Origin of the sequence: Xenorhabdus budapestensis, from assembly GCF_002632465.1 — a bacterium.
GTDB classification, from domain to species: domain Bacteria; phylum Pseudomonadota; class Gammaproteobacteria; order Enterobacterales; family Enterobacteriaceae; genus Xenorhabdus; species Xenorhabdus budapestensis.
On record NZ_NIBS01000009.1, the window covers coordinates 20147 to 37385 of the forward strand.

The 17239-nt window shown below is 42.2% G+C and carries 17 protein-coding genes; 7 read left to right on the forward strand and 10 right to left on the reverse strand.

Going from position 1 to position 17239, the window contains the following annotated elements:
* Positions 1–363: 363 nt before the first annotated feature.
* The 3 genes from Xbud_RS09910 to yoaA form a co-directional block, all read right to left on the reverse strand.
* Complete coding sequence (locus Xbud_RS09910) at positions 364–939, reverse strand: Slp family lipoprotein (protein WP_099135917.1); 576 nt, start codon at positions 937–939, stop codon at positions 364–366.
* Positions 940–1093: 154 nt separating this feature from the next.
* Positions 1094–1789 (reverse strand): tRNA (adenosine(37)-N6)-threonylcarbamoyltransferase complex dimerization subunit type 1 TsaB, encoded by a 696-nt coding sequence (gene tsaB / locus Xbud_RS09915; protein ID WP_099135918.1) that lies wholly within the window; start codon positions 1787–1789, stop codon positions 1094–1096.
* Positions 1790–1852: 63 nt separating this feature from the next.
* On the reverse strand, positions 1853–3769 hold the full coding sequence (gene yoaA, locus Xbud_RS09920; protein WP_099135919.1) for a DNA repair helicase YoaA: 1917 nt from the start codon (positions 3767–3769) through the stop codon (positions 1853–1855).
* Positions 3770–3870: 101 nt separating this feature from the next.
* Here yoaA and Xbud_RS09925 point away from each other — a divergent pair, with 101 nt between their 5' ends.
* Complete coding sequence (locus Xbud_RS09925) at positions 3871–4215, forward strand: RidA family protein (RefSeq protein WP_099135920.1); 345 nt, start codon at positions 3871–3873, stop codon at positions 4213–4215.
* Between the two features lie 74 nt (positions 4216–4289).
* Here the strand turns inward: Xbud_RS09925 and mdtI are convergent, their stop codons facing one another.
* The 3 genes from mdtI to zwf form a co-directional block, all read right to left on the reverse strand.
* The gene (mdtI, locus tag Xbud_RS09930; RefSeq protein WP_099135921.1) at positions 4290–4622 is read right to left on the reverse strand and encodes a multidrug/spermidine efflux SMR transporter subunit MdtI; all 333 of its coding nucleotides are present in this window, start codon (positions 4620–4622) and stop codon (positions 4290–4292) included.
* Position 4623: 1 nt separating this feature from the next.
* Positions 4624–4980, reverse strand: a complete 357-nt coding sequence (gene mdtJ / locus Xbud_RS09935) for a multidrug/spermidine efflux SMR transporter subunit MdtJ (RefSeq protein ID WP_099135922.1) — start codon at positions 4978–4980, stop codon at positions 4624–4626.
* A 579-nt stretch (positions 4981–5559) separates the two neighbouring features.
* Entirely contained in the window at positions 5560–7035 is a 1476-nt protein-coding gene (gene zwf, locus Xbud_RS09940) for a glucose-6-phosphate dehydrogenase (protein WP_099135923.1), read from the reverse strand.
* Between the two features lie 358 nt (positions 7036–7393).
* Here zwf and Xbud_RS09945 point away from each other — a divergent pair, with 358 nt between their 5' ends.
* Complete coding sequence (locus Xbud_RS09945; RefSeq protein WP_280176107.1) at positions 7394–8278, forward strand: MurR/RpiR family transcriptional regulator; 885 nt, start codon at positions 7394–7396, stop codon at positions 8276–8278.
* Positions 8279–8456: 178 nt separating this feature from the next.
* The gene (gene pyk, locus Xbud_RS09950) at positions 8457–9899 is read left to right on the forward strand and encodes a pyruvate kinase (RefSeq protein ID WP_099135925.1); all 1443 of its coding nucleotides are present in this window, start codon (positions 8457–8459) and stop codon (positions 9897–9899) included.
* Positions 9900–9963: 64 nt separating this feature from the next.
* Here pyk and Xbud_RS09955 read toward each other — a convergent pair whose 3' ends face one another.
* Positions 9964–10512, reverse strand: a complete 549-nt coding sequence (locus Xbud_RS09955; protein WP_099135926.1) for a helix-turn-helix domain-containing protein — start codon at positions 10510–10512, stop codon at positions 9964–9966.
* A gap of 103 nt (positions 10513–10615) precedes the next feature.
* On the opposite strand from Xbud_RS09955, the gene Xbud_RS09960 reads away from it, so the two are divergent.
* Positions 10616–11281, forward strand: coding sequence for an AzlC family ABC transporter permease (locus tag Xbud_RS09960; protein ID WP_099135927.1), 666 nt, complete (start codon positions 10616–10618; stop codon positions 11279–11281).
* Entirely contained in the window at positions 11281–11604 is a 324-nt protein-coding gene (locus Xbud_RS09965) for an AzlD domain-containing protein (protein ID WP_099135928.1), read from the forward strand. The genes Xbud_RS09960 and Xbud_RS09965 overlap by 1 nt, the downstream gene beginning before the upstream one ends.
* Positions 11605–11671: 67 nt before the next feature.
* On the opposite strand, the gene lpxM is transcribed toward Xbud_RS09965, so the two are convergent.
* The 3 genes from lpxM to znuA all read right to left on the reverse strand — a co-directional run bounded on the left by lpxM (position 11672) and on the right by znuA (position 15094).
* Positions 11672–12640, reverse strand: a complete 969-nt coding sequence (gene lpxM, locus Xbud_RS09970) for a lauroyl-Kdo(2)-lipid IV(A) myristoyltransferase (RefSeq protein ID WP_099135929.1) — start codon at positions 12638–12640, stop codon at positions 11672–11674.
* A gap of 154 nt (positions 12641–12794) precedes the next feature.
* Entirely contained in the window at positions 12795–14117 is a 1323-nt protein-coding gene (gene mepM, locus Xbud_RS09975) for a murein DD-endopeptidase MepM (RefSeq protein ID WP_099135930.1), read from the reverse strand.
* Between the two features lie 20 nt (positions 14118–14137).
* Positions 14138–15094 carry a zinc ABC transporter substrate-binding protein ZnuA gene (znuA, locus tag Xbud_RS09980; RefSeq protein ID WP_099135931.1) on the reverse strand — a complete coding sequence of 319 codons (957 nt, stop codon included), beginning with the start codon at positions 15092–15094 and terminating at the stop codon, positions 14138–14140.
* A 92-nt stretch (positions 15095–15186) separates the two neighbouring features.
* Between znuA and znuC the strand changes: the two genes are divergently transcribed.
* Together znuC and znuB are read left to right on the forward strand one after the other, a co-directional pair.
* Positions 15187–15942, forward strand: a complete 756-nt coding sequence (gene znuC / locus Xbud_RS09985) for a zinc ABC transporter ATP-binding protein ZnuC (protein ID WP_099135932.1) — start codon at positions 15187–15189, stop codon at positions 15940–15942.
* Entirely contained in the window at positions 15942–16727 is a 786-nt protein-coding gene (gene znuB / locus Xbud_RS09990) for a zinc ABC transporter permease subunit ZnuB (RefSeq protein WP_099135933.1), read from the forward strand. Before znuC ends, znuB begins: the two co-directional genes overlap by 1 nt.
* Positions 16728–17239: the final 512 nt, after the last annotated feature.

Consider the following 17239-nt stretch of genomic DNA (forward strand, 5'->3'; position numbering starts at 1 on the left):
AGAAAACAGCCTATTTTATCTTACTTATTCTTCCAGAATTATTTTTGGTTCATGGTTGATTGGATGAAATTTTATAAAGTTAACATCAAAAAACTTTATTTATTATCACTCATATTTTATGTATTAATTCTTCTGTTATTTCCATTTATAGATTTAAAAACACCAATTAATATTATTATGTTTTCCTTTTTATTAGCTGCAATTTCAGGTTGTTCAGCACCCTTATTTTTTACAACATATCTTTCCTTGGTATTCGCTCTCCAGCGAGAATAAATTACTCTTTAAATATTTTACAAAAATGGCCTCATGACATTTTCAGGCACGAGACCATTTTTCCTTCAATTACTCAATTTAAGACATTATTCAGTCAAAATCTTTCATATGAGATGGCAAAATTGGAGTACTTCCACCCCACCCCATAAAATAGGGGTTACCATAATAACCCCAGATATTACCTGTGGAGGGGGCCAATGAAATACGCTGAACCTCATTCCAAAGTTTAAACCCATTAACGTTCATCAAAACATAGTCATACGGGCTATCCCCGATTTTTCCTTTCTCTAACCCCGTAATAAATCCCACAACTGTAACATAATGATCCTGAAAATCACTTGGTTCTAAAAAAGAATTCACGTAAGCATAAAGTCGCCCAAGAGAAGAATTATCAATAAGTGGAACTGCATCACTTGCCAATGGCAGTGTAGAGATTTCTAATCGTGTGCGTCCCTTCTCATTTAAGACGCTCAATACTTTTCCGCCGAATCTCCCTTCATGCCCTATATATAAATCCGGCATTTTTTTGACATCAAGTAAGTTTTCTACAGGATTTTTAGTCGTTCCTTTTATTGAGTCAGGCACTGATACACAACCTGTAAGTATCACTGCTCCTATAAATGCAATTACTTGCAGTATTAATCGGTAGTGTGTTCCATTGAGCATAAACCCCTCCAATACAGGAAAACCAACCTGTTCTATATAATATGGACATCAATATTTCATGGACATCGTTTTTTGCCACAAGTTGCATTAACTTAATGCAACTCTCACAATGCCGTCTTCCTCAAATTACCTAAAAAGGTATTACCTGGAAATGTTAACGACCTGGTAATTTTTTCCACGTTACCTCATTACGCAAATAAATAGGTTCCGCCGACTCAACGGCTGTCGTTTCCCCCGCTTCCCACATCTGAACCGCTAATGGCAGCATATCTTCTGCATGAGGTAAGGTTATGCCACTTGGTATCAAGGTTAAATGGCTGTCCAATAATTGAGAGTAAGCTTCCCAGCCCGTTCCAGCTATCGCCCACTCTCCTGTTAAAGAGTTCATAATGGATTGTGCCTGTTCGGGATTCAAAACTGTCTCTGTTTCATTCCCCAACCATTTGCCTTGTTCATTACGGGTATATTGCGCCCAGTAAACTTCTCCCATACGGGCGTCAATAGCAACCAAAACATTCGTTGCATTTTTCAGACGAAATGCCCCCTGAGCCATCATTTTCAGAGAAGAGACGCCGATCATTGGTAACTCAGCACCTAATGCCAGTCCCTGAGCAATCCCGACACCAATGCGCACACCAGTAAAACTCCCCGGCCCCTGACCAAATGCCAAAGCATCCAGTTGTTGTAATTTTATATTGTTCTTAGACAATACCGCCTCTACCATAGGCAGAATACGTTGAGTATGTTCCCGTGGGGAAATTTCAAACTGTGCCTCAATGTGGCCATCATTCCAAAGTGCAACAGAACAAGCTTCGGTTGCTGTATCAATAGCTAAAATCCGTATGGACATGCCTTAACTCCGGCAAGAATAGAATTCGAGATAAGGAGTTATACTATCATACCCCCAAAGATTTTACTCTGACTCTAATTGACGAGACTTAAGAAATGCCACAGCTTTCGACAAATCTCGTGTACGGGGAGATGAGGGCAGGCTGTTGAGAAAAACTTCACCATACGGACGCATTACCAATCGATTATCACAAATAACCACCACGCCATAATCATCAACATCACGGATCAAACGACCGACCCCCTGTTTAAGACTGAGTACCGCATCAGGGATCTGGATTTCATTAAAAGCATCACCGCCCTTAAGCTGACAATCTTCAATCCGCGCTTTAAGGAGTGGATCATCCGGTGCTGCAAATGGTAATTTATCGATAATGACGCAAGATAAAGCATCACCCCGCACATCTACCCCTTCCCAGAAACTACCGGTCGCCACTAACAAAGCATTACCCGCAACAAGAAACTGAGATAATAATTGCCTCTTACTGGTTTCGCCTTGTACTAATACTGGTAATGTCATGTTTGCCCGGAACTCTTCTGCCAGACAGCGCATCATTTGGTGGGAAGTACACAGGAAAAAACAACGTCCCTTATTGCTTTCGATTAACGGCTTTAACATACGAGCCAACAATTTTGCTCCGCCATACTGATTAGGCGATGGTAAATGACGAGGAACGCATAATAACATTTGGCGTTGATAATCAAACGGACTGGGAAGGAGTAATGTCTGAGCCCGTTCTAATCCCAAACGTGCTGTGAAATGTTCAAGCTGCTCGTTAACCGATAGTGTTGCCGATGTGAAAATCCAACAACCAGATTGTTCACGGATAATTTCACTGAATTTGTCGGATACAGACAAAGGTGTTAATGCTAATGAAAAATGCCGGCCATAGCTTTCAAACCAATAACTATAATTGGGTACATTAACACCAATCAGCCTCTTGAGACGATTACGGTAGATAGTTGCCCGTTCAAAAGCGGCATCCAGCATCGTTGAACGCCCCAAAGAGAGTTTCATTACGTCATAACAGAGCTCCAGTGCATCATCCAATCGCACCAATGCACGCTTTATATGCTGTTGTTGCAATGCTTCACGGAGATTACCCCGATAACTATTTTCTCCGAGTGATAAACGAAAATCCTGTGTACTTTGACTCAAACGATCCGCACTTTTCTGTAATTGCGCCTGATCCCTGACTTCAGTGCGGTAAGCTATGATGATATCCCGTGATAAGTCCAGCAATTGGCGACTACTCAGCTGCTGACCAAAGTATTGGCTGGCAATATCGGGGATTTGATGAGCCTCATCAAAAATCATCACTTCTGCCCGCGGAATTAACTCACCAAACCCGGTATCTTTGACAACCACGTCCGCCATAAACAGATGATGGTTGACGATAACAACATCTGCCTCCATCGCCCTGCGGCGGGCTTTCAGAACGAAACACTCCTGATAACTCGGACAATCCCGGCCAAGACAATTGTCGTTAGTACTTGTTACCAATGTCCAGACAGCGCTGTCTTCGGCAATCTGATGACAACTACTGGTATCTCCATCTTCAGTTTGAGATGACCAGCTTTTCAGCTTAATCACTTCTGATAGCATTTCAGGCTCAAGCTGAGATCCGCCACTTGATTGCTGCTCAAGACGTTCAAGACATAAGTAATTTGAACGACCTTTTAATAACGCCAAACGACCAGAAAATTCCAACGCATCAGCGATAGTGGGCAGATCACGATTATAGAGCTGATCCTGTAATGCCTTAGAGCCTGTAGAAATAATCACTTTCTTGCCCGAACGCAATGCAGGCACCAGATAAGCGAAAGTTTTTCCCGTTCCAGTACCCGCTTCTACCACTAATTGCTGTTGCTTTTGAATTGCTGCTGTAATGGCAGAAGACATTTCCCGCTGGGCATCACGGGGGTTGAAGCCTTGTATGGCTTTGGCAAGTACACCATTTTTCGCAAAATCGTCTGACACAGATCGTCTCTTCCAATAAAATAAGGCAGAATTATGCCAAGACTGAATAGCAATAACCAGCCAATTCAGTATAAAAGCTGTATAAATTAACAGGAGATTTAATGACTATTGAACGCATTGATCCGGATACCCGCTGGTCAGAAGCTGTTATCTACAATGACACTATTTATTATACTAGTGTGCCAGAAAATCTGGATGGGGACATTACTGAGCAAACGGCCGATACACTGGCTGCGATTGATATCATGTTGCAGAGTCTGGGCTCTGATAAGAGTAAAGTCATTGATGCGACGATTTTTCTGGCAGATAAAGCCGATTTTGGTGGCATGAATGCAGCCTGGGATGCCTGGGTTGTTGCAGGAAGTGCTCCTGTACGCTGTACTGTTCAGGCTGAACTGATGAATCCAAAATACAAAGTGGAAATTAAAATCATCGCAGCCCTTTAAACAGTTATATTTGATTTATGGCATTGAAAAAGATCTGCTCATTCAATGCCATTTGTAGATTTAATGGATTGAGTTTATGCCATTTTGATCATAATCATACCGATCAACAATAACACAATCCCTCCCCAACCTTTAAAGTTCAGACGTTGATTAAACATGATCCAGCCTGCCGCAACTGTGGCAATAATTCCGAATGCTCCCCAAAATGCATACGCGATGGAGAGTTCAATACCTTTTACTGCTTGTGCCAATGCACTGAATGCGCCTAAAACTGCCACCAGCGATAAAATCCCAATCCAGAAGCGTTGAAAGCCATTGGAAAGTTTCAATAAAATATTTGCCACAATTTCCAGAAAAATAGCCAAAATTAAGAAAGCAGCATGCCACCATTCAAAATGTGCCGACATATTACGCCTCCTTTTCTTTCATTTGTGGTTTTGGCGCTTTCTTGGCTCCCGCTTTAATCAGTGCTATTCCGACTATCAATAGCGATAGCCCTCCCACTTTCATGGGCGAGAGTGATTCGTCAAACCACATCACGCTAAAGGCCGTAATGAAAAGAATACCGATCCCTTCCCATAAGGCATAGGCCACACCTAAAGCGACTTTTTTAACTGCAATTGCCAATAGAATATAAGATGTTGTGATCATGGTATACATCACGAGCATACCGGTAAAATCACCCGAAACACTGGCTTGCTTCATGGACAATGTACCAATGACTTCTGTCACAATCGCCAGTGCAAGAAATATCCAATAAATCATTTTTTCTCCTGAACATACCTTATAAGTATGCCAAGACATCAAACCACTAATGCCAATAAAATCATCTAAAAATGCGATATCAAGATGAGCTTGATAGCTTGATGTTTTGGCAAATAATTAATTGATTAATAGTTAACTAACAAATAGTTAGAAGTTAGAATTTTCCGAAGGAAATCGGTTAACAGGAGAAACACCCTAAAGTGCGCCGCACCAATAGTGTTCACTGGATAAGATTGCAGAGAGAAATAAGACGTGAGTATTACTTTGGATTTTGACGCTTTTAGCGTTATTCATGATATTTTATTCTTTCATCACACGATGATCACTGTGTGATATACTACGAACCCTCATATTAGTGGTGTAATTAGTTACCCTACATATCTAGCATATTCCAATAATAAACACAATTGGCGGGCAAGTTTTTTAAGTTAAACGGCTAACCCGTTTTAGTAGGCTGAAACTAAATATACTTATGGAAATTTTTTAACGTGATTAGTTTCAAAAAGTCAAAAAAGTGAGCCAGTATAGGATCTGACCGCAAATACGGTCAGATAATATAATAGTCTAAAATATAATGTGTTATTCAAATTCGTTCCATGAACGTCCATCGCGGGTGATCATGGCAATGGAAGCAACTGGCCCCCAAGTTCCTGCCTGATAAGGTTTTGGTGGTTCGTTATCCGCTGCCCAAGCATCCATGATGGAATCAACCCATTTCCAGGCTTCTTCCACTTCATCCCTACGGACGAACAGCGCCTGAATACCGCGCATTGCTTCCAGCAGCAAGCGTTCATAAGCATCGGCAAGATGGGTCTGATTGAATGTTTCAGAGAAACTCAAATCGAGCTTAGTTGTCTGCAAACGGTGTTTGTGCTCCAGCCCCGGCGCTTTATTCAGTACTTCAATATCAATACCTTCATCCGGCTGCAAACGGATCGTTAGTTTATTCTGCGGTAGCTGTTGGTAGGATTCAGCAAACAGATTCAATGGCGGCTCTTTGAAATAAACCACAACTTCAGAGCATTTTGCTGGTAAACGCTTACCTGTTCTCAGGTAAAAAGGAACACCTGACCAACGCCAATCATCAATATCAACACGAACTGATACAAACGTTTCAGTTTTACTGGCCTTATTTGCACCCTCTTCTTCCAAATAACCCGGCACTTTCTTACCATGCACGAAACCAGCGGTGTATTGTCCGCGAACGGTTTTTTCCCGCACGTTGGTTTGATCAATCTGGCGTAATGAACGCAATACCTTAACTTTTTCATCACGAATACGATCTGCGGACAGATCAGACGGAGGTGACATAGCAATCATAGTCAAGATTTGCAGCAAGTGATTCTGGATCATGTCGCGCATCTGACCGGCCTGATCGAAATACCCCCAGCGCCCTTCGATACCTACCTCTTCGGCAACTGTGATTTGCACATGGTCTATCGTACGGTGATCCCAGTTATTAACAAACAGAGAATTGGCAAAACGTAATGCCAGCAAGTTCAGTACCGTTTCTTTACCCAAATAGTGGTCAATCCGGTAGATCTGATTTTCATTGAAATACTTTGCTACTTCATCATTAATGGCACGGGAAGAGGCGAGATCTGTGCCCAATGGCTTTTCCATCACAACACGATTGGGCTCTTGATTCAATCCCGCTGCGCCCAATCCATGGCATACTGCACCAAATGTACTGGGTGGCATAGCAAAGTAATGAATAGCCGGCAAATTATCCCGATTGAGAATTTTCGCCAGCCGGGTGAAATGTTCTGTTTCATTAACATCCAAATTGCAAAATTCCAGACGTGAACTGAGTTTCTTCCACAATTCTGCATCCAGCTTTTCGGACATAAATGTTGTTAATGCTTCCTCAACTACCTTTGTATAGGCTTTTTTATCCCAGTCAGCACGACCAACCCCGATAATCCGGGTATCCGGATGGATATAACCCGCTTTTTCCAACTGGTAAAGGGAAGGCATCAATTTCCGGCGTGCTAAGTCTCCTTTCGCCCCAAAAATCACCAAATCACAAGCCTGAGCTGTAGACGTCACCGCCATGTTGCATCTCCTCAATTACGGGATATTGTAATTTTTTTACAGAACTCGCAGGTAATGTACTCTTTTGATTATATGCAGTAAACACCTCATTCTTCGATTATGGTGACCTGCATGGATCTCATTTCCCTACTTTCTGTGCATAAATTTTTATATTTCGTATTATATTATGAATGATATTTGTATTGGAAAGTGGCAATTAATTGAAAATTTACAACGTATAAGAAGTAATCTTACCAAATTGAAAGTTAGATGTTTGTCATATTTTCATGAAAAATCTCAAGTTATTCACTTTTCCCTCTGCCAGCTTTCAGTAACAAGTAGTATATTTTCACAAAAATTACATAGATTTCTCCTGTTAATGAAATCGTTAAAACCGAGGTTGAACTGCGTCTATATGAACACACTAGAACAACTCCAAAATAGTCTTGATGTTTTGAGTAAGTCTGAAAAAAAGGTTGCGCAGGTCATTCTTGATTCACCACATACTGCCATCCACTCAAGTATTGCTACTCTGGCAAAAATGGCGAATGTCAGTGAACCTACGGTTAATCGCTTTTGTCATCGCCTGAATACTAAAGGCTTTCCTGATTTCAAATTACATCTGGCACAAAGTCTGGCGAATGGAACACCTTATGTGAATCGCAATGTAGAAGAAAGTGACAGTGTCATATCTTATACCAATAAAATTTTTGAATCGGTAATGGCTAATCTGGAAACGGTTAAAAGTAATTTAGATATCACAACCATTAACCGCGCCGTTGACTTACTGACACAAGCAAGGAAACTCTCTTTTTTTGGTTTAGGGGCATCTGCTGCTGTAGCGCATGATGCTATGAACAAATTTTTCCGCTTTAACATCCCCGTCAGCTATTTTGATGATATCGTTATGCAGCGGATGAGCTGTATCAACAGTACTGAAGGTGACGTTGTTGTACTTATTTCCCATACAGGCCGTACTAAAAATCTGGTGGAGCTCGCCAGACTGGCTCGTGAAAATGACGCAACTGTCATCGCTATCACTTCAACAGGCTCACTACTGGCACAAGAAGCCAGCCTCTCTATTCTGTTAGATGTTCCTGAAGACACTGATATTTATATGCCAATGGTTTCCCGAATTGCTCAACTTACCATCATTGATGTGCTGGCAACGGGTTTTACATTACGTCGGGGTTCAAAATTCCGAGATAACTTAAAGAAAGTCAAAGAAGCATTACGAGACTCGCGATTTGATAAGCATGACTAAAGCAGGGAAATAGACTGTGTTTTTGTTCACTATTTATCAACTCTCCAGCCTGATAGCATAATAAAAAGTTTATCCCCGTCAGTATCATTTATATTGTGGGGTTGATAATCAAAAAAAGTTGCATGGTTATCTCACGGTAATCAAAAATCCATACTTCATAGGTCAACGGAGTTAATACATGTCCAAACGGCTCAGAAGAACTAAAATCGTTACTACACTTGGCCCTGCTACAGATCGTGACAACAACTTAGAGAAAGTGATCAATGCGGGAGCCAATGTTGTCCGCCTTAATTTTTCTCATGGCACAGCAGAAGATCATATCCAGCGTGCAAATAGAGTGCGGGAAATTGCAGCTCGGTTGGGGTGCCACGTAGCTATACTTGGTGATCTCCAGGGCCCTAAAATACGTATTTCTACCTTTAAAGAAGGAAAAATATTTCTGAATGTCGGAGATAAGTTCCTGCTTGATGCTAATCTGGGCAAAGGAGAAGGTGATAAAGAAAAAGTCGGAATTGATTATAAAGGACTACCATCCGATGTGACGTCCGGTAATATCCTGTTACTGGATGATGGCCGGGTTCAGTTAAAAGTCCTGGGTGTTCAGGGCATGAAAGTCTTTACAGAAGTTACTGTGGGTGGCCCTCTTTCCAATAACAAAGGCATCAATAAACAGGGTGGTGGTTTATCCGCCGAAGCACTGACAGAAAAAGATAAAGCAGATATCATCACGGCCGCAAAAATCGGGGTTGATTATCTTGCTGTTTCTTTCCCCCGTTCTGCCGAAGATCTGAATTATGCCCGGCGCCTGGCACGTGATGCCGGTTGCGAAACACAAATTGTTGCCAAAGTTGAGCGCGCTGAAGCCGTCAGCAGCGATGAAATCATTGATGAAATCATTCTGGCATCAGATGTTGTCATGGTAGCTCGTGGCGATTTAGGTGTTGAAATTGGTGATCCTGAGTTGGTTGGTGTTCAGAAGAAGCTGATTCGTCGTGCCCGTCAACTGAATCGTGTCGTAATCACAGCAACCCAGATGATGGAATCCATGATCACTAATCCGATGCCAACACGCGCAGAAGTTATGGATGTCGCCAACGCTGTACTTGATGGCACTGATGCAGTGATGCTGTCTGCGGAAACTGCTTCGGGTCAATATCCGGCAGAGACTGTCGCAGCAATGGCTCAAGTCTGCCTGGGAGCAGAAAAAATGCCGGGTATCAATGTCTCCAAACACCGAATGGATATTACATTCGACAGCATTGAAGAAGCTATTTCGATGTCTGCCATGTATGCAGCCAATCATCTAAAAGGCGTCAAAGCGATTATTGCCATGACCGAATCAGGTCGTACAGCGCGCATGATGTCTCGTATCAGTTCCGGCTTACCTATTTTCTCCATGTCACGCCATGAATCCACCCTGAATCGCACTGCATTATACCGTGGTGTTACTCCGGTTTATTGTAGCGACCACATTGATGGTATCGCCGCAGCAAGTGAAGCTGTCAGTCGCCTGCGTGATAGAGGTTATTTAACTTCCGGAGATTTAGTGCTGGTTACTCAAGGGGATCAAATGGGAACTATCGGCAGCACCAATACCTGCCGGGTGCTTGAAGTAAAATAAAAAAGTGAATTAAATCGTTAAGAAAATTATTCTGCGCGCTACGTTCAGAAGCGCGCAGAATGTATTAATTTTGTTCAGCTACCAGAATCGCCTGTGTATCTGGTTCCAGCGCTTCGAACACATGTTCCTGATCTGCAGAATAGCAGATATAATCACCTTCATTTAATTCTTCTGGTGCTGCTGTTGGCCCGACAAATGCCCGGCCTTTAGTGATGATAATGTGCTCCACCGAACCCGGTGGATGTGGTTTAGAAATGCGATCTGCTCCCGGTTGAGTCATCAACAGATAAATGTCACGACGCGCCCCCGGTGGGCAAGTTGCCAGTAAAACTACCTGGTAGTTCGCCTGCTCTGCTGTTATTTTAGTGCCCTCACCACGTCTAATCACCTGCGTTTTGTTACTTTGTGGCTCCAGCAAACGGGCAAAAGGAATATTCAACGCTACACACAATGCCCAGAGTGTTTCAAGACTGGGGTTCCCGTTACCTGCTTCCAATTGTGACAACGTAGATTTTGCAATATCCGCACGTCGAGCAACCTCTGCCAGAGAAAGGCCAATACGTGCACGCTCACGAGCTAAGCTCTTCGCAATTTTGCTGATTGGCTGTGTCATATTATGGCTCCAATGTTCATTAAAACGAACAAAATGTTCGTCTTGATTTGCATTTTCATTTTGTTCATTATAATGAAATTTCGTTCGATATGGGTAAAAATAGATGTTCACTCACCATTTCTTCTCCTGTCTGAAAGGAGACATTAAAAAAACGATATTTTTAGTTTGTTTGGCTGTAGGTGTGGTTGGTGTTTCTTACGGTTCACTGGCTACCGCTTATAGTTTTCCGTTATGGGTTCCTATTGCTTTATCTATATTAGTGCTGGCGGGAGCATCCGAATTTATGTTTATTGGTATTGTTGCCAGCGGTGGTAATCCACTTGCAGCGGCAGCAGCGGGTTTATTGGTGAATGCCCGCCATTTACCCTTTGGGGTGGCTGTGCGCGAATTAGTCGGAAATCGCATGGCAAAGTTTTTAGGCTGCCATATTATGAACGATGAAAGTGTGGTATTCGGAATGTCGCAAGCAACTCCCGAACAACGTAAGGCTGCATATTGGCTATGTGGTATCGGTGTCGCCATATTCTGGCCACTCGGCACTCTAATTGGCAGTACGGTTGGCAAATTTATTCCAGCGCCAGAGACTATTGGTCTGGACGCTGTTTTCCCAACAATTTTGCTGGCAATGGTGATCCCTTCATTCAAAAATAAAACCTCGCTTATTCGCGCCTCTAGTGGCGCGGCAATTTCGCTTTCTGCCATACCTTTTGTACCCGTGGGGTTACCAGTATTACTGTCACTACTGGGCTTACTGACGAGGAAAAAATAATGGCAGACTATACCCTGATTATTATTGGTATTGCGATTTTGTCGCTAGGTACTTATTTAATGCGCTTCGGTGGAGCAAAACTAGGGAACAGGCTTGCGTTATCTGAACGTTCTCAGGCCTTTCTTTCCGATGCAGCAACCACGTTGTTGTTCTCTGTAGCACTTGCCGCCACTTTTTACGAAGGTGAACATTTTGCTGGTATGGCACGAGTAATAGGTGTTGCTGTTGCAGTATTTCTTGCCTGGAGAAAGGTACCACTGATTGTAGTGATTCTGGCAGCCGCTCTCATAACGGCACTACTACGCTATGCGGGAATAAACTAAAAAGTGCATTTCCATGAAATAGATGTAGAAATTCAGGGGCAATATACTGCCCCTTTCAATGACCAGATCAAAGATTATCCCTTTTATAAGGCTCAATATCCCCTTCTTTCCGTGTCTTGAGTAGTTTCAATATCCAGGTATATTGTTCAGGGTTAGGCTTTACCAACTCTTCCAATTCCTGATTCATACGACGGGCAATATAAGCATCATCCTGCCCTGCAATATCATCCATAGGTGGGCGAATATAAATATCCAACTGGTGAGTTTCACAGTTATAAACCGGGAACAGAGGAACAATTGCAGCTTTACAAACTTTCATCAAACGGCCGACAGCAGGCAACGTTGCTTTGTAAGTCGCAAAAAAATCAACGAACTCGCTGTGCTCTTCGCCATGATCCTGATCAGGCAGATAATAGCCCCAAAATCCCTGACGTACTGATGCAATAAAGGGCTTTATTCCTGCATCACGGGAATGAAGACGTCCGCCAAAATGGTAGCGAGCCTTGTTCCACAGATAATCTGCTACCGGATTGCTCTGATGATGAAACATTGCTGATACTGTCTGCCCACGAGCGGCCAATAACATAGCAGGAATATCCACCGCCCAACCATGTGGAACCATAAAAATCACATTCTTGCCCTGTTCTTTTAAAGCGTGAATGATCTCCTCACCATGCCACTGAGTTCGCTTAAGCGTAGACGCGGTACCTCTCAAATAAAGTTCCGCCAGCATGACAAAAGATTGTGGTGCGGTGGCAAACATCTTATCGATTAATATTTCATGCTGCTGTTCCGACAGTTCAGGAAAACAATACAGGAGGTTAATTTTCGCTCTTCGCCGGGCACTTTTTGCTTTCCTGCCTGCCCAAATACCAACTCTAGCCAGAAATGGATCACGCCATTTAACCGGAATATAAGCCAACCCCGCTAATATCCCTATACCAGCCCAAAGCCCCCAATAACGAGGATGCAAATAAGATAAATGAAATGTTGGGACGTAACCCAATTTACTATCTGTATCTTTCTCTTTATTCATGAGCTAACTCTGATGGTTCGAACATAGACTTTCAATACCCGCTTTCAATACATTTTTCCCTAATATATTTGTTCTCAATATGTTCGTTTTCAACAAAATAACATAAAGCGGATGATACCAATCATCCGCTTTATGTGTTAGTAATCTGAACTTTTTAATTCAACGACAGTTGCGGTTTAACCTCTTTAACCATCGCAATATATTCCGAACGTTCTTTACCGCCTAATCCACCGGAACGAGGCAGTTTTGCCGTGAGTGGATTAACGGGTTGCTGATTATCCCAAAACTCAAAGTGTAAGTGAGGGCCTGTTGAACGACCAGTATTACCTGATAAGCCAATACGTTCGCCACGCTTCACTTTCTGACCAGGTTTCACCAGCAGTTTTCTCATATGCATGTATCGAGTTGTATATTGACGACCATGTCTAATGGCAATGAAGTAACCTGCGGCACCATCAAATTTGGCAACGATAACTTCTCCGTCACCAACAGCCAGAACTGGCGTTCCTACAGGCATAGCAAAATCAACCCCTCTATGGGCTGTAACCCGTCCTGTGACAGGATTTAAGCGGCGAGGATTAAAAGAAGAAGATACCCTGAACTGTTTTGTTGTTGGAAAACGCAAGAAACCACGTTCCAAACCTGATGCATTGCTATCGTAGAAGCGACCATCTTCTGCACGGAACGCGTAATAATCATTACCGCTGCTTTGCAAACGAACACCCAATAGTTGGCTCTGTTCACTTTTCCCCTCAAGCATTTCACGGGACATCAATACGGAGAACCGATCACCTTTACGTAACCGACGGAAATCTATCTGCCATTGTAATGCTTTAGTTACTTCCCTTGCTTCACTACTGGTTAAACCAGCCGACAAAGCGCTTCCAGTGAAACTGCCATCCACAGCACCTGTAATGACACTATTTATCCATTCTCCCTTCTGATATTCCTTTGTCTCTTTGAAAACATCACCTTCACGGGTATAAATACGCGTTTCACGACGCGATACTCCCCAGGTTAACGTTTTCAGACTGCCACTATCGTCAATAGTCCATGATAATGACTGACCAATATTTAAATCGCGCAGAGCCTTATTTTGATTTGCTAACAAAGCAATATCGGACGAATCTATACCAAATTGGTTTAAAATAGAGCTTAGAGTATCACCATTGGAAACAACGTACTGGTGGGGAATATTTGTCGTTGTATCAGTGCCACTCTCCTCATCCCTAATCCCCTCATCCGAGAACTGTTCATTACTATCACCTATCGTGTCATCTGTCGCATCAGGGATACTATCGGGAGTTGTGAGGATAATGTTCCCCGTTCTTTCCATTCTTTCTTCTTGTTCGTGATAAACAACCGGCCGCCACACAGCTACAGCCAAAGTGACCAAAGTCAAAGAACCAAGCATGATCTTGTGTGGCTTTGGCAGGTTGTTGTATACCAGAACGATAGTTTTAACTATCTGCTGCACTAATAAAATTCCTTATTATACTAATTCAGGCAGCTGAGGTATTGCTCCGACAGTTGAGTTATAAATTTCATGTAACTGTCTTTATTCAATACGATGCCACTTCCCAATGGGTCAAGTGTTCCAATACGCACATTAGTACCTTTTGCTACGGCATGAATGACGGCTGGCCTGAATTGAGGTTCAGCAAAAATACATTTCGCTTTTTGCTCAACCAATTGTGTTCGTATGTAATGTAGTCTTTGCGCACCAGGTTGTATTTCAGGATTCACAGTAAAAACACCCAATGGTGACAACTGGTAGTGTTTTTCAAAGTAACCATAAGCGTCATGAAAAACGAAATATCCCTGTCCTAGCACGGGTTTCAGAATATGGGTAATATTCTTGTTAGTTTGTACAAGCTGTCCATTGAATTTACGTAGGTTTACTTCTAGTTGGTGTTTCTGTTGAGGGTACTGCTCAACAAGCCGGGAATATATCGCCTGAGCGGCTTTCTCGGCAATTTTTGGTGACAGCCAAATATGCATATTATATTGGCCGTGGTGATGATGTTCGTGATCTGTTTCATGTTTATGCTGATTCGATTCATTTGAATCATGTTCATCTTCGCTATTTTTCAGTAATAGGGGTTTAATAGTAGGTAAATCAGCCAATTCCAATTGTTTATTTTGTGCAATTTTTTCTATTGGCTTTGCTAAAAATGTCTCCATATCCGGGCCAATCCAGACAACCAAATCCGCCTGATTAAGTTTGCGGATATCTAAAGGCCTTAAAGCATAATCATGTGGGGAAGCTCCATCAGGTAAAAGCACCTGAGTATCTGTTACACCGTCAGCAATCGCGGCAGCAATAAAACCTAATGGTCGGATAGATGTGACGACATCTGCCTGAACAGAGTAATTAATACCCATTGTTAATACAGTAACCAATGTTATCTGGCGAAAAAATGTATGCGCGTATTTTTGTGATTTGTGTAACATAATATGAATATTCCATGCATCGAATCTAAAAATGTTATATTATAACATTACAATGATTCTGCAAGACACTTTTAACATGTCTGTTATGTAACATGTCAACTATGATCACCCTAAAAAACATTACGGTTAATTTTGGTAGCCTCAAGGTATTAAACAATATCTCTTTCAACCTTACACAAGGTAAGATCCTAACGTTAATCGGCCCCAATGGAGCAGGAAAATCAACGTTAGTACGCGTCGTTCTGGGTTTAATTCTCCCTACTTCCGGCACTATTGAACACAACCCTACGTTGAAGATAGGATACGTCCCACAAAAACTTAATCTTGATCCCACTTTACCTTTGACTGTTAAACGTTTCATGATGCTAAAATCGGGCGTTAAGTCAGCAGATATCATCCCAGTTTTGGAACGAGTCAAAGCCACACATTTATTGCAATACCCCATGCAGAAGCTATCAGGGGGAGAAACCCAACGAGTCTTACTCGCCAGAGCGTTACTCAATCATCCTCAACTTCTGGTTCTTGACGAACCGACACAAGGTGTAGATGTGAATGGTCAGTTAGCACTTTATGATTTAATCAATCAAATCAGAACAGAACTTAATTGTGCTGTCCTTATGGTATCTCATGACCTGCACTTAGTGATGGCGAAAACAGACGAGGTTTTGTGCCTTAATCAACACATTTGCTGTTCAGGTACTCCTGAAGTGGTATCCATGCATCCAGAATTTATTGCGATGTTCGGTCGTCATGGTGCTGAACAACTGGCAGTTTATCGTCATCATCACAATCATCAGCATGATCTAAGAGGAAAAATTATTTTGAAAAAAGGTGGAGAACCACGTTAATGATCGAACTACTATTTCCGGGTTGGCTGGCCGGAATTTTATTGGCAATTGCCGCAGGGCCTCTTGGATCTTTTGTTGTTTGGCGCAGAATGTCCTACTTTGGCGATACACTGGCACACGCATCATTGCTCGGTGTAGCATTCGGATTTTTATTAAATATTAATCCATTTTATGCTGTTCTTGCTGTTACGCTGATATTGGCCGTTATTTTAGTCTGGCTGGAAAAACGCCCACAACTAGCTGTTGATACCCTGCTAGGGATCATGGCCCATAGTGCCTTGTCATTAGGTTTAGTGGTTGTCAGCTTTATGACCAGTATTCGGGTCGATCTAATGGCTTATTTATTCGGTGATTTACTTTCTGTAACTTATGAAGACCTCTGGATGATTTCAGCAGGTGTTGCAACTGTTGCAGGGTTATTGGTATGGCAATGGCGTGCTTTACTGTCGATGACGGTCAGTCAGGATCTGGCTTTCGTGGATGGTATTAAAATTCAACGGCTACGAGTATTGTTAATGTTAGTGACAGCTTTGACTATTGGGCTGGCAATGAAATTCGTCGGTGCACTGATTATCACCTCTCTGTTAATTATCCCAGCAGCAGCAGCCCGTCGTTTCTCTCGTACTCCCGAACAAATGGCAGTTTATGCTATTGGTATAGGAATGTTCTCGGTAACCAGCGGATTAACGTTATCTGCGTTTTATAACACACCCGCGGGGCCTTCTGTTGTACTTTGTGCTGCCATGTTATTCGCATTGAGTTTAACCTGTAAAGTAAGAAGTTAGTCGCTCAGGTTAATAGAAAAATCTCGACTCTCTGATTATATAAACACAAGGGTTATGATCTTAATGATGATGACCCTTTTTCTTTAAGACCAAATTTCAAGATAAAAAGTAGCGACACAACAAAATATTCACATTAAAACGTAGGTATCTAAGCTGCCAATCAGCTTTGGCATTCTTCACATTGCAATAATCATCCGTAAATAATTATTGAAATATAGAAAAGTAAAAAACCAACATTTTACTGATTAATGTATCATGCTCCTATTTGGGAGAATATCCAAATGGCAAATATTGATGTGGTTTACCCTTTTTGCCGGGCAAGTAAGAAGCCCCGCGAATACGGGGCTTATATTCAAAGTACCAGTATTATTTCACAACGTGGATAACTTTGGCATCAATCTCAATACTGTTCCTAGGGCAAACGGGTCTAAATTATACTGACGTAAAACCCACCGTGAGGACTTTCAGCATGTAACCATTATCCCATCCTGCTTTCTGACGCTTAGTTTTCA